This window comes from Paenibacillus sp. FSL R7-0204 (assembly GCF_038002225.1).
Classification (GTDB): Bacteria; Bacillota; Bacilli; order Paenibacillales; family Paenibacillaceae; genus Paenibacillus_AQ.
The window spans coordinates 4,062,845-4,076,339 of the sequence record NZ_JBBOCA010000001.1 but is presented as its reverse complement, the minus strand read 5'-3'; the positions used below and the strand labels follow the sequence as shown (position 1 = coordinate 4,076,339).

The window sequence follows — 13,495 nt, the reverse complement described above, 5'->3', positions numbered from 1 at the left end:
ACTAGTGAAATAACGCTTGACTTGGAACGCATTTCATAACCTATAGTTCAGTGGAAGACTAGACAAAGGGGAGAAGAGGATATGAATCAGACCAGCAGCAAGATTATTTTCATCGATATTGACGGAACGCTTCTCATGGAGAATGGAATTGTCCCGGAATCGGCAATACAGGCGTGCAGGCAGGCAAGGGAGAACGGGCATTTGCTGTACCTGTGCACCGGGCGCTCTAAGGCTGAAATCTATGATTACATCTGGGAGATCGGGTTCGACGGGCTGATTGGAGCGGCAGGGGGATATGTGGAGAGCGGTGGTGAAATGCTTTATCATAAAAAAGTGACCCCGGAGGATGCCAAACACTTGATCGATTATTTTAACGCGAACGGGGTAGATTTCATTCTGGAATCCAATACAGCGCTTCACGGCAGCCGCCATTTACAGCCTCACCTGGAACGCAGAATCTATGGTGACTTGCAGAATGACCCGGAGGCACAGGAGAGAAAACGGCAGTCGCCCCATCCCTATATCGCAACACTCACTTATGGGGACGAGGAGTTATATCTGGATGATGTCAACAAGGTATGCTTCTTGGAGAGCAGCCTGCCCTTTGAACAGATTCAGGAGGAATTCCAGGACCGGTTCACGGCGATTCAGTGCTCCATCCCGATCTTCGGGGAGAACAGCGGGGAACTGATGATGCCTGGCGTTCATAAGGCTGCGGCTATTGCTGATGTCCTGCATCATTTGAATATCCCGCTGGAGAACAGTATGGCGATTGGTGACGGGCTTAACGATCTGGAGATGCTGGAATATGTCCAGGTAGGGGTTGCCATGGGCAATGCCCGCGAGCCGCTCCAAGCCATTGCTGATGATATTACCGATTCGATTGAGAACGATGGACTGTATAATTGCTTCCTGAAGTACGGACTGATCTGATTACGGGTTGATCTCCGGGAAGACTCATGTTAGAATGCACTTAATTAAGCGATTGGAGTTGAAGAGTATCGTGCGGACATTTCTTGCGTAATTTGACCAATAAACAAGCGTTATTTGTGGCGCGTAATTTATGGTTTATATGCAGGAAGGGTCTGCCTCTTTTCACTCTGGTCCAAATATCCTTATTCAAGTCTGCCTGGAGGTAAGTGTCCGGGGATAGGATTTGCTGTGTTTATTTGAGCTGCGGGAGGAGAACCTTCTTGCAGCTTTTATTTTTGTGAATACAGGAGGATACGTGTATGTCTTTGATTAATGTGAGCAAGCTGACTTTTGCCTATGAGGGCACTTACGAACATATTTTTGAGAATGTGAGCTTCCAGCTGGATACGGATTGGAAATTGGGCTTCACCGGACGCAACGGCCGCGGCAAAACAACCTTCCTGAACCTGCTGCTCGGCAAATATGAGTACAGCGGGACGATCTCCGCGCAGGTGGGCTTCGAGTATTTCCCGTTTGCCGTTGCTGACCCTGCGGCTCTGACCGTGGATGTCATGCAGGAGATCGACCCGGAGATGGAGCACTGGAAGCTCATGCGCGAGCTGTCGCTGCTGCGGGTGTCCGAGGATACGCTGTACCGGCCGTTTGAATCACTGTCGAACGGGGAGCAGACAAAGGTGCTGCTGGCCGCTCTGTTCGTGCGCGAGAACCAGTTCCTGCTCATAGACGAGCCAACGAACCATCTGGATGCGAAGGGCCGTAAGCTGGTCAGCGACTATCTCCGCACCAAGAGCGGGTACATTCTGGTGTCGCATGACCGTGCTTTTCTCGATAACTGTGTGGACCATATTCTGTCGATCAACAAGACCAATATTGAGATCCAGAAGGGCAACTTCAGCAGCTGGTGGGAGAACAAGTCCAGGCAGGATCAGTTCGAGCTGGCGGAGGATGAGAAGCTGCGGAAGGACATCAAGCGCTTATCGGACTCTGCCAAAAGAACGGGCGGCTGGGCGCATGAAGTCGAGAAATCCAAGAATGGCACCCGGAGCTCCGGCAACAAATTGGATAAAGGCTATGTCGGCCACAAGGCCGCCAAGATGATGAAGCGTTCCAAGTCGATTCAGCAGCGGCAGGAATCCGCCATCGCCGAGAAGTCGAAGCTGCTGCGGAATCTGGAGAGCGCGGACAGCTTGAAGATTGCACAGCTTCCCTATCATAAGCAGCAATTGGTGGAGCTGGAGGAGCTCTCGATCCGCTATGAGGACAAAATAGTATGCTCCGGCGTAAGCTTCTCTCTCGAACAGGGGGACCGCATCTCCCTCTCCGGCAGCAACGGTTCAGGCAAATCAAGCATTCTGAAGCTGATCTGCGGGGAGGATATAAGCTATACCGGCCACTTCGCACGGGACAGCCAGTTGTCCATCTCTTATGTATCCCAGGATACTTCGCAGCTCAAGGGCAGCCTGAGTGAATATGCGAGAGAGCAGGGAATCGACGAGAGCCTGTTCAAGTCGATTCTGCGGAAGCTCGATTTCTCGCGGCTGCAATTCGAGAAGGATATGTCCACGTACAGCGGCGGGCAAAAGAAAAAGGTGCTGATTGCCGCCAGCCTCAGCGAGCAGGTGCATCTGCACATCTGGGATGAGCCGCTGAACTTCATCGATGTCATCTCCCGGATGCAGATCGAGGAGCTGCTGCTGGAATATACACCGACGATCCTGTTCGTGGAGCATGACCGCGAATTCTGCGCGAATATCGCGACGAAGCAGGTTGTACTCGACTAAGCAGGTATCAAATCTGTACCGGAAGCTCAAATTGTTCCTTCAACCGCTTGATGTCGGCCCGCGGGGGAGCGCCAAACATACGGGAATATTCCCGGCTGAACTGTGAGGCGCTCTCATAGCCGACCCGGAAGGCAACATCGGCTGCATCTGCAGACTCGGCTAATAACAGGCGGCGAGCCTCCTGCAGGCGCAGCTGCTTCTGGAACTGGATCGGGCTCATAGCCGTAACTTCCTTGAAATTGCGGTGGAATGCGGAGACGCTCATATTGGCGATATCGGCCAGCTCGTCGATCCGCAGAGCCAGTTCGCTATGGCTGACAATCTGCTCAATTGCTTCCCTGATCCGGTAAGTGCTGCTGCCTTCCATGGCAATCTGGGCCAGCGTTACTCCATATGGTCCCTGCAGCAGTTTATACAGAATTTCCTTAGTATATAGAGGGGCAAGGAACGGGATGTCTTTGGGAGTATTGAGCAACCGCGCCAGACGGAGAAGCGCATCCAGCAGATCCGTGTCGATGTGTCCGACGAATAAGGCACGCCTGGCATTCTCCCGGGGGAGAATCTGCAGCTGCGATTCATGGAGGACCTCCAGAATCTGGCTTTGCGTAAATTCCATTTTGAAGCTTAAATAGGGAACCTCCGGGGACGCCTTAATCACTTGTCCTACTACCGGCAGGTTCATTGAAGCCACCAGGAAATCAGAAGAGGTATACACAAAATGCTCCTGGGCCAGCATAATCTCCTTCACGCCTTGGGTAATGAAGCAGAAACACGGGTTATACACCCGGTAAGCAGGCTCACTCGCCTGGGAGTAACGGATGAATTGCAGTGCCGGCACGGCCGTTTCATGAGCGCCGTCCCGGCCGGTATGCAGCTCAATCAGCCGGCACAGCTCCAGCTTTTGCGTTACGATAGCTTCAGTCACTTGAGAGCCTCCTTAGGTTCATATGGTTTCATTATAGGGTATATCCGGCGGGAGTGTTAATGAGAACGGTAGGATTAGGCAATCATTCGCGACTATTGTGATAACGCCAATCCATTATCTGTTGCACAATAAGAGAGACTGATATATACACTATTCTCAGGAAAGCAGGGAACAAGCGAATGGAATATATAAAAATGGGCAACACCGGCCTTGATGTCTCCAGACTGTGCCTGGGCTGTATGAGCTTTGGCGATGCCAAGCGCTGGGTGCACCCTTGGGTGCTGGATGAAGAGCAGAGCCGGAAGATGATCCGTACCGCACTGGACCTGGGCATTAATTTCTTCGATACGGCCAATGTTTATTCTGACGGCACGAGTGAAGAAATGCTCGGGCGGGCTTTGAAGGACATGGCTGCGAGGGATGAGGTGGTGATTGCCACCAAAGTATTCTTCCCTATGCGAACCGGACCGAACGGAGGGGGATTGTCCCGCAAGGCGATTATGAGCGAGATCGACCACAGCCTGAAGCGGCTGGGCACTGATTATGTCGATCTGTACCAGATTCACCGCTGGGATTATACTACGCCGATTGAAGAAACGATGGAGGCCTTGCATGATGTGGTGAAGGCGGGAAAAGCCCGCTACATTGGCGCTTCCGCCATGTATGCCTGGCAGTTCCAGAAGGCGCTGCATGTTGCTGACAAGTACGGCTGGACCCGGTTCGTCTCCATGCAGAATCATCTGAATCTCATCTATCGTGAAGAGGAACGTGAGATGCTGCCACTTTGTAAGGAAGAGGGCATTGCGGTCATCCCCTACAGCCCGCTGGCTTCCGGCCGGCTAACCCGGGACTGGGCGGAATCTACGCTGCGCTCGGAAACGGATCAGGTACAGAGATCCAAATACGATGCTTCAGCCGATAAGGACCGCCTGATTGTCGAGCAGGTAGCTGCCATTGCGGCGGAGCGGGGAGTTCCGCGTATCCATGTTGCACTAGCCTGGCTGCTGCAGAAACAGCCGGTCACTGCGCCGATTATCGGGGCAACGAAGCTGCCGCATATTACCGATGCGGTGGGAGCGTTATCCCTTCAGCTGACAACTGAAGAGATTGCCCGGCTGGAAGAGCATTACGTCCCGCATGCCATCGTTGGAGCGCTTTGAAAATCTCCATTCAGCAGAGAAAAGAATCTGTTTCGTCCATTGAGCGCGTGCCGGTATCATCCGGCATGCGCTTTTTGCTGGAGCAGGAAACAGCCCTGCTTAAGGAGAAACTAACAGGAAGCCGGGAAGTGCTGCCGGAGCGTTTGATTAGGATTGGACCGGAAGCTGGATGCACAGTGATGAACTGCTGGATTCATGGCGGCATCTGGCTGCAAGAGTAAAGAGATTACCATGTTTAGGAGTGATAATTGTGCTGTCAAAGGTCAGCCTTGAAGGCGAATGGAAGCTGCAGCTGGAAGAGAAGGGGAAGGGACTGGTATTACCTTTTACCGATGCAATGATGTTGCCGGGAACTACGTCCCATGCCCGTAAAGGGCCGAAGAATAACGAGATTCTCGTAGGCGCACTAACGGATGAATATCTGTTCGAAGGACCGGTCTGGTACTCCAGAGAGGTTGTGATTCCAGAAGAGCTGGCAGGTAAGCACTGCTGCTTATATCTGGAACGGACAAGGCGCACCACCCTCTGGGTGGACGGTGTGGAGATCGGTAGCCGTGACAGCTTGAACACTGCGCATATATATGACCTGCCGCAGCAGCAGCCCGGGAGTCATACGCTTACTATCCGGGTGGACAACACCGGCTATCCGACCAAAGGCGGGCATATGACCTCGCCGGATACCCAGACCAACTGGAACGGGATTACGGGCCGGATTGAGCTACAGTTCTATGGGGAAGCCCGGATTAGCGGCATCCGGCTGAAGTCTGATCTGCCTGCACGTTCGGTGCAGATCTCGGCAACACTGGAGAGCATGCAAGGTGCTACACTCGCGGTATCTGCCAATAGCTTTAACAGTGAGATAACACATTCCGCAGAGGAACAGGAATATATCATCGCACCGGGTCGGTTCACTATAGACTATGCACTGGGTCCCGATGCGCTGCTGTGGAGTGAATTCGCTCCCAATCTGTATACTGTCAGCCTTGTTCTCAAGGGCAGCGATGGAATTCCCGTGGACCGGCAGGAGGTGATCTTTGGGCTTAAGTCATTCCGGGCTGAGGGGGACAAGTTCACCATTAACGGGGAAAAGACTTTTCTGCGCGGCAAGCATGACGGCCTGATCTTTCCGCTTACCGGCTATGCTCCTACAGACGCCGAAGAGTGGGTGCGGATTCTGGGCATTGCGAAGTCTTACGGCATTAACCACTACCGCTTCCATACCTGCTGTCCCCCGGAATTAGCGTTCACCGCTGCGGATCTGCTCGGAATATATATGCAGCCGGAGCTGCCGTTCTGGGGCACGATTACAGTAGAGACGGACGAAGGGCATAACCAGGCGGAGCAGGATTATCTGATCAGCGAAGGATATGCCATCCTGCGGGAGTTCGGCAATCATCCATCCTTCGTGATGATGTCGCTGGGCAACGAGCTGTGGGGCAGCAAGGAGCGGATTGATTCGTTCCTTGCAGATTATAAAGCATTCGATGACCGTCCGCTCTACACCCAAGGCTCCAATAACCATCAATGGGTGCCTGAAGTGCTGGAGCATGATGATTTCTTCAGCGGCGTGCGCTTCACCCGGGACAGATTGTTCAGAGGCTCCTATGCCATGTGCGATGCTCCGCTCGGCCATGTCCAGACTTCGCTGCCAGGTACAATGAAGGATTACGACGACCAGATTGTTCCACCAGGCTTCGGGAGCGGTGAAGCAGTGTCCGCTGAGGCAGGCGGCGAGATCCTGATCCAGTACGGTACCGAAGCCAAGGCCGTACAATCCGGCAGTGAATCCGGTGAATGGATACCGCAGGTTCCGGTAATTTCGCATGAGATTGGCCAGTATGCTACGTTTCCGGATTTCCAGGAAATCGGGAAGTACACAGGCCCGCTGAAGGCCGGGAACTTCGCCATTTTCCGGGAACGGCTGGAGAGTAAGGGGCTTGGCCATCTGGCCAATGCATACTTCAAAAGCTCAGGCCAGCTCGCTGTCGCTTGCTACAAGGAAGAGCTTGAGGCTGCCTTCCGTTCCCGCCGGCTTGCAGGGTTCCAGCTTCTGGATCTCCAGGACTTCAGCGGCCAAGGTACAGCATTGGTAGGTGTTCTGGATGCCTTCATGGATTCCAAGGGGCTGATAAGCCCGGAAGAGTGGCGGACCTTCTGTAATGATGCAGTACTGCTGGCAAGATTCCCTAAGTATAACTACGCCGCCGGGGAAACCTTCGAGGCCCATGTGGAGCTAAGCTGCTTCCGCAGGGGTATGCCGGATGCCATCGAGCTGCACTGGGAGCTCGCGGTAGAAGGGGGAGTACGGACAACGGGCTCAGCCGGAGCCTTTATTCCTGCCGGAACCCACTACATTGACATTTGTGATCTGGCGATTGAGCTTCCGGCGGTTGATCGGATGAGCCGTGCGGAGCTGGCGCTCCGGGTCCAAGGAACTGATATCCGTAAGAGCTACGACTTGTGGATTTATCCTGAGCAGAGCGATAATCCGCTTGAAGTTGAAGGCATCCATGTGTTCACAGAGCTGTCTGAGGAGGCAGTCTCCCTGCTGGAGCACGGCGGCAACGTGCTGCTGATGCCGGAGCCGGAGTCGGTTCAGAACGGAATCGAAGGCTATTATTGCACGGATTTCTGGTGCTACCCTATGTTCCGTACGATCTCGGAGAGCATGAGCCGCCCGGTTCCTATCGGTACGATGGGCCTGCTGATTGATAACATGCATCCGGTGCTGCGCGATTTCCCGAGTGAGCCGCATTCCACTTACCCATGGTGGACCATCGCCCAGCATTCCAAATCGCTTATCATGGACGACGCGGACCGCAGCTGGAATCCCATCGTACAGACCATCGATAATTTCGAGCGTAATCATAAGTTAAGTTTCCTTACAGAGTGCCGTGCAGGCAACGGTAACCTGCTGCTGTGTGCACTGGATGCTGCTAAGGTGAGCGGAACTCTTGAAGGCAGACAATTCTTGACAAGCATAGGCGGTTATATGAATTCTGCTCATTTCAAGCCGCAGTACCAAGCAACGATTGAAGAGATTCAGGCATTAATTCGTTAAAAGACTGGGTAGAGCTGTCCCCTACCGTGAAGCGGTGGTTTGGGGCAGCTCTTTACACTTCTCTACTCTGCTGAATATACTCCATGAACCTTCTGGAGGCGGGGGACAAATAATGATCCCGCCGCCATTGCAGGCCCACCTCCCATTCCCAGCCCGGTTCCTGGATGGGAATCCAGACCAGACCGTCAAGCATCAGTCCCAGCGTCTGCGGAAGCACGGAGACGCCGAGCCCGGCTTTGATGAAGCCGGCCACAGTAATCAGATCCTCTGCATAATAGGTGGGAGCCAGTTCGAAATTAGTATTTTGGAAGAGGGAGGTAATTGTGTCCCTGAGTCCGCAATTCGTCTTCAGTCCTACAAACGGCTCACCCGACAGCTCGAACAGACTCAATGAGGAACGCGATGCGAACCGGTGGGAACTGGAGACCACAATATAAATCGGTAATCTGCGAAACACCATCCATTCCTTATTCTCCGCCGTAGTCTCTCTGGACGTAATTAGCATATCCGAGGTCCCGTTATCCAGCGCTTCGTCGATATCCCCGTGATTCCCCTGATACAGATCGAACCGCACGTTCGGATGGTCTGTCTGATAGTCTCTGATAAGCGATGGGATCAGGTCTACGCCAAGAATATTCAGATAAGACAGATGAACGGTTCCACTCTCCGCATTGGACGACTCCTCAATCTCCCGCACCCCATTTCCGATATTGCGCAGTGCTTCTTCGACCCGTGAACTGAACATCACCCCGTAGCGGTTCAACTGGACATTGCGGCCCTTACGCTCGAATAAAGGAACCCCCAGCTCACTTTCCAGTTTGGAAATTGCATGACTCAGGGCAGGCTGCGTAATTCGCAGCGCTTTGGATGCAGAGGTCATATGCTCAAGCCGGGCTACGGTCAGAAAATACTCCAATTGTGTAAGCTCCATGCAGACAGCCACCTTTATATATTACTATTATTAATGAATTTAATGAAAATAATAAATTAGACGCGCAATTTAATCAAGCTTAAGATACATATATACCTTGAGTGGCTGGGACTTCCAGCTGGACTGAGGAATTTCAAATGAAATGAGGCTGCAGCAATGGCTATAACTTATGCAAACCCAATGACAGAATACGAAGGTAAAAAAATTCTGGTCACAGGCGGTACCAAGGGAATGGGGCAAGCGATCGTAAACAGATTCAAGGCGGCTGGCGCTACCGTGATGACAACCGCCCGCACCGTCCCGGAAGATTTGGCAGATTCGGGATGGTTCGTCCAGGCCGATCTGTCCAAGCAAGAAGGCGTGGAGAAAGTAATTACGGCAGTCAACGAACGTTTCGGCAGCATCGATATTGTAGTGAATAACATCGGAGGCAGCGCTACCCCTGCCGGAGGATTCTTGGCCGCAGGCGATGAACACTGGATGGATGCGCTAAATCTGAACCTGCTGGCAGCTGTGCGGCTGGACCGGGGACTGATCCCGCTCATGCTGGAACAGGGCAAGGGAGTCATCATCCATATCTCCTCCATTCAAAGAGTGCTGCCGCTGATCGAATCGACCATCCCCTATGCAGCCGCCAAAGCTGCGTTAAGCAATTACAGCAAGAGCTTATCTAAGGAATTCTCTCCGAAGGGCATCCGGGTGAACCGGGTCGCGCCGGGCTTCATTCAGACTACAGCAGCCGAGGCCTTTTTGCAGAATATCTCGGAGGTGACCGGCAGCGTGGAAAGTGCGCTGCAGTCAGTAATGGACGCGCTGGGCGGTATACCCATCGGACGTCCCGGCTTCCCTGAGGAGGTGGGCGAGCTGGTAGCCTTCCTCGCTTCCGACCGCGCAGCATCCATTACGGGTGCCGAGTACGTCATTGACGGGGGAACCGTACCTACGGTGTGAGCTGAAGCGTAACCCTCACCGGTAAGAGCTGCATAAGCCAGCATATACCTCATAAGACAGTCCGTTAAGCCATTCATTGGCTGGGCGGGCTGTTCTTTTTGTTTGTTTCGGACTATTATTTCTTATTAGCAGCGAAGCTGAGCTAAAAGACCGTCCAGTATAAAAAGCACTAAAGAAATAAACAAAAAGCAAAAGAAGCGGAGGGGAAATTTGGAACTGTAGGAGCGGTAGCGACCGCCTTTGACTCCGGATTTCAACCGCGCACAGCGGTCCAATAGAAGAAATCTGGAGTCAACAGCGGCCGGAAGTCCAAATGTTCACCGCAGTGACGATGAAGCTTCAAGTTTAAATCTTGTGTGCGCCTCATATATTCTTTATCTTTTCTTTAGATTTGGTTTAGACTGGATTAAGAATGGCAGGCTATAGTTACAAAGAGCGCGGCTTGCATGACAAGATAGAGGGGGATTCACCATGTATACCATTCTCATAGCCGATGACGAATCGGAGATTGTTGAGCTTCTGCAGCTGTATCTGGAGAAGGAATATACTATTTTGACCGCTGAGAACGGAATTGAAGCGCTCCAGCGGATGCAGAATAACAAGATTGACCTGGCGATACTGGACATTATGATGCCGGGGATGGACGGGCTGCAGCTGCTGAAGCGGATTCGGGAGCATGAGCATTTCCCTGTACTGTTCCTGTCCGCCAAGAGCCAGTATCATGATAAAATCCTGGGGCTGGAGCTTGGAGCGGACGACTATATCGCTAAGCCATTTAATCCGCTGGAGATTGTCGCACGTGCCGGGGCCATGCTGCGGCGGGTGCATCAGTTCGATGCCAAGGCAGCGGAAGAGGAGAAGCCTAATGAGCAGATCGTGCTCGGCAGGCTGACACTGGACCGGAGTACCTGTCAGGTTGAGGTGGCCGGGGAGGCCGTTGCTCTGACCTCTACTGAATACAAAATCCTGGAACTGCTGATGCAGCAGCCGGGCCGTGTGTTTACACGCAAAAAAATATATGAGACCGTCTGGGAAGACTTCTACGTCTACGAGGACAATAGCATTATGGTGCATATCAGCAACATCCGCGACAAGATCGAACGAGATTCCAAGAGACCGGAATACCTGAAGACGATCAGGGGATTGGGGTACAAAATTGAAGCACCCGTGGAAAAGTAGAGATAACCGCCCGCTGCAGACCTCGCTGACCATCGACTTCCTGCTGTTCAACTGCATGCTGCTGATGCTGGTGTTAGTGGTCTACCTATTCGTACAAAAGGATATTGCTGAGGTTATCCGGGAGCGGATGACGCCTGATCCCAATCTGTCTGTGGAGGCTGGGACATACAGTGATGAGCTGGGCCGGGGGCCGGAGAGTGACCGTCTGCTGAAGAGCGGAGGCTGGCTGGAGCTGCTCGATTCCGGCAAGCGGGTCATCCAGGTGATTGGCGAGAAGCAGGATGAGGTTCAGGTTTATGACGAGGACAGCCTGTATTTGGGACTGGAGAACCGCAGCGACCAGCCTTTTTATTATTCTATTACGAGTGTTACGGAGCAGGATAGCGGGGCAGCCTGGATGTTGCTTAAGCTTCCCCGCGATGTAATCAATATCTCTATTAACAACGAGTTTCTGGTCTCCTATCTGAATCATTCGGTGTTCTTTTATGTATTCCTGGTCAGCGGGTTGATTCTGCTGCTGATTTTTGTGTACAGCTATTGGGTCTCCAGACGGATCAAGAAGCCGCTGCGGGTGCTGAATCTAGGCTTGAACCGTATGATGGAAGGGCATTACAATACCCGAATCGCTCTCTATGCAGAGACGGAGTTCCTGCGGATCGGCCACAGCTTCAACTATATGGCTGATGTGATTGAGAAGACCACCGAGGAGAAGCGTCTGGCCGAGAAAAGCAAGCAGCGGCTGATGGTCGATCTGTCGCATGACCTGAAGACCCCGATTACCAGCATCCAGGGGTACGCGCAGGCCCTTATTGAAGGACGCGTTACCGACCCGGAGCGGCAGACGAAATATTTGAATTACATCTACACCAAGTCCGTGCAGGTCACGAAGCTCATTACGCATATGCTGGATCTGCTTAAGCTGGACTCACCGGATTTCATCCTGCGTATAGAACGCCTTGAGCTGGGCGATCATCTGCGGGAGATTATTGCCGACACCTACGGCGAGATTGAGCAAAAGGACTTCGAGCTTCACCTGCAGGTGCCCGAAGAAGAGGTCTATGCCCGTTATGATCCCGAGCTGTTCGCCAGTGTCATTAATAATCTAATATCTAATGCTCTGGCCTATAATCCCGAAGGGACACGCATCCGGGTATCCGTGATTCCCGAGGATACACAGATCAGGATCGAGATTGCGGACAATGGAGTCGGCATTCCGGAGGAGCTGTGGACTACGATCTTTGATCCGTTTGTGCGGGGGGATGAATCCCGGACAACGGCAAGCGGGGGGACCGGTCTGGGCTTGTCCATCGCCAAGAAGAATGTGGAGAAGATGAGCGGCACTTTGCTGCTGGAGAGCAGGGAAGGGGAGCCGACGGTATTTGTGATCCGTATCCCGAAATAGAGGAAATAATTAACTTCTTGTCGAATGTACTGATCTGGAAGATTCCGGCACCTTGCCGGGGCACCTAACTTACATCGGGGGAAGGAATTAGAACATCTATGAAAAAACTCGCATTATTGCTCACCACTCTGCTGCTTGCGCTCGGACTGGTCTATCCGGGAGGCGCCGGACAGGCAGCGGCTGCAGCCGCACCGGCGTATACGGAGATTGCTACGTTTGTCGAAGGCAGCCTGCTTATTTCACCAGTCAAATCTGTACTTGTGAATGGCTCTGCCTATGTACCGGTTAAGCTGGCCGGGCAGATTCCGGGTTTCACTGTGGCGGCAGCTGCCACTGGCGTAACGCTCACAGGCAGCAAAGGAAGCACCAAGCTGAACAAGGACAACTCCATTTTGTATAAGAACACCAACTATGTGGCCTTCAAAACCCTGCTCAAGCTCGGAGCGATCGACGGTAAATATGCCTCCAGCGCTATAGCGTTGTTCGTCTGGAGCACAGAGGACGGCAAGAATAAGAGCAACAGTATGCTCTACGCGATCAGCAAGCTGCCTGGAACGATGGGCATTGTGCTTGGCAAAAAGGTCTACTTATATGGACATCCGGGAAGCCATTGGGTGAAAAGTGTACAGTACGTTGATGATAAAAACCAGAACTTTGTGATGCAAAATGAAGCTGGAACCGAGTGGGTCCTGGACTTGAACGATTTTGTGGACAATACCATGTACACCACCCAGAGTATCGATTATCTGAAGTACTACTATAATGGACAAACGGTGTGGACCCGAAACGCCATGATCAGCGATAGTCCGTTCAAGAACTTTGAGAAAGCAACCATCGCTAATTTCCGCTCAAACCCAGCTAATGGTAATTTAGAAATGATCATCCGCCGGGCTAACGGACAGGAGGTTCCGCTCGAGATTGAACCACGCGATGAATATAGTGACTATGTGGAAGATGTCCTGTTTTTCAAGAACCCGCAAACGGCCTTCAAGATCAGCGATAAGATGTGGTCAGCCATCCGTGAAGAGCAGGCGGTCAGCGGGATGACGATCACAGAGCTTCTGCTCTCCTGGGGAGATCCGGACAACGTTTATGATGGGTATGTAGTGTACGGCGACCAATACGTCTATTTCATCAATGATAAGGTCTTCTCTATAGTTGATCTGTAATTA

11 protein-coding genes are annotated in these 13,495 nt (G+C 52.5%); 9 read left to right on the top strand and 2 right to left on the bottom strand.

The features are described from left to right. The first annotated feature begins 81 nt into the window (after window positions 1-81). The gene (locus MKX42_RS17975; RefSeq protein ID WP_340753694.1) at window positions 82-933 is read left to right on the top strand and encodes an HAD family hydrolase; all 852 of its coding nucleotides are present in this window, start codon (window positions 82-84) and stop codon (window positions 931-933) included. Window positions 934-1,232: 299 nt separating this feature from the next. Then, on the top strand, window positions 1,233-2,714 hold the full coding sequence (locus MKX42_RS17970; protein ID WP_340753693.1) for an Lsa family ABC-F type ribosomal protection protein: 1,482 nt from the start codon (window positions 1,233-1,235) through the stop codon (window positions 2,712-2,714). Window positions 2,715-2,721: 7 nt separating this feature from the next. Here the strand turns inward: MKX42_RS17970 and MKX42_RS17965 are convergent, their stop codons facing one another. Then, window positions 2,722-3,639 carry an AraC family transcriptional regulator gene (locus tag MKX42_RS17965; protein ID WP_340753692.1) on the bottom strand — a complete coding sequence of 306 codons (918 nt, stop codon included), beginning with the start codon at window positions 3,637-3,639 and terminating at the stop codon, window positions 2,722-2,724. A gap of 179 nt (window positions 3,640-3,818) precedes the next feature. On the opposite strand from MKX42_RS17965, the gene MKX42_RS17960 reads away from it, so the two are divergent. The 3 genes from MKX42_RS17960 to MKX42_RS17950 are packed head-to-tail and all read left to right on the top strand — an operon-like array spanning window position 3,819 to window position 7,860. Further along, window positions 3,819-4,799, top strand: a complete 981-nt coding sequence (locus MKX42_RS17960) for an aldo/keto reductase (protein ID WP_340753691.1) — start codon at window positions 3,819-3,821, stop codon at window positions 4,797-4,799. Beyond that, window positions 4,796-5,020 (top strand): hypothetical protein, encoded by a 225-nt coding sequence (locus MKX42_RS17955; RefSeq protein ID WP_340753690.1) that lies wholly within the window; start codon window positions 4,796-4,798, stop codon window positions 5,018-5,020. The genes MKX42_RS17960 and MKX42_RS17955 overlap by 4 nt, the downstream gene beginning before the upstream one ends. 29 nt (window positions 5,021-5,049) lie before the next feature. Then, the gene (locus MKX42_RS17950; RefSeq protein WP_340753689.1) at window positions 5,050-7,860 is read left to right on the top strand and encodes a glycoside hydrolase family 2 TIM barrel-domain containing protein; all 2,811 of its coding nucleotides are present in this window, start codon (window positions 5,050-5,052) and stop codon (window positions 7,858-7,860) included. Between the two features lie 52 nt (window positions 7,861-7,912). Here the strand turns inward: MKX42_RS17950 and MKX42_RS17945 are convergent, their stop codons facing one another. Continuing rightward, complete coding sequence (locus MKX42_RS17945) at window positions 7,913-8,791, bottom strand: LysR family transcriptional regulator (RefSeq protein ID WP_340753688.1); 879 nt, start codon at window positions 8,789-8,791, stop codon at window positions 7,913-7,915. Between the two features lie 156 nt (window positions 8,792-8,947). On the opposite strand from MKX42_RS17945, the gene MKX42_RS17940 reads away from it, so the two are divergent. The 4 genes from MKX42_RS17940 (at window position 8,948) to MKX42_RS17925 (ending at window position 13,492) form a co-directional block, all read left to right on the top strand. Then, window positions 8,948-9,742, top strand: a complete 795-nt coding sequence (locus tag MKX42_RS17940; protein ID WP_340753687.1) for an SDR family oxidoreductase — start codon at window positions 8,948-8,950, stop codon at window positions 9,740-9,742. Window positions 9,743-10,213: 471 nt separating this feature from the next. Continuing rightward, window positions 10,214-10,921: a response regulator transcription factor gene (locus MKX42_RS17935; protein ID WP_340753686.1), complete on the top strand. Its 708-nt coding sequence runs from the start codon at window positions 10,214-10,216 to the stop codon at window positions 10,919-10,921. Beyond that, window positions 10,899-12,323, top strand: a complete 1,425-nt coding sequence (locus MKX42_RS17930) for a sensor histidine kinase (protein WP_340753685.1) — start codon at window positions 10,899-10,901, stop codon at window positions 12,321-12,323. Before MKX42_RS17935 ends, MKX42_RS17930 begins: the two co-directional genes overlap by 23 nt. Before the next feature lie 98 nt (window positions 12,324-12,421). Beyond that, window positions 12,422-13,492, top strand: coding sequence for a hypothetical protein (locus MKX42_RS17925; protein WP_340753684.1), 1,071 nt, complete (start codon window positions 12,422-12,424; stop codon window positions 13,490-13,492). Window positions 13,493-13,495: the final 3 nt, after the last annotated feature.

Coding starts and splice junctions, on each gene's coding strand:
- MKX42_RS17975 (WP_340753694.1), top strand. CDS start 82: ATGAATCAGACCAGCAGCAAGATTATTTTCATCGATATTGACGGAACG.
- MKX42_RS17970 (WP_340753693.1), top strand. CDS start 1,233: ATGTCTTTGATTAATGTGAGCAAGCTGACTTTTGCCTATGAGGGCACT.
- MKX42_RS17960 (WP_340753691.1), top strand. CDS start 3,819: ATGGAATATATAAAAATGGGCAACACCGGCCTTGATGTCTCCAGACTG.
- MKX42_RS17945 (WP_340753688.1), bottom strand. CDS start 8,791: ATGGAGCTTACACAATTGGAGTATTTTCTGACCGTAGCCCGGCTTGAG.
- MKX42_RS17940 (WP_340753687.1), top strand. CDS start 8,948: ATGGCTATAACTTATGCAAACCCAATGACAGAATACGAAGGTAAAAAA.
- MKX42_RS17935 (WP_340753686.1), top strand. CDS start 10,214: ATGTATACCATTCTCATAGCCGATGACGAATCGGAGATTGTTGAGCTT.
- MKX42_RS17925 (WP_340753684.1), top strand. CDS start 12,422: ATGAAAAAACTCGCATTATTGCTCACCACTCTGCTGCTTGCGCTCGGA.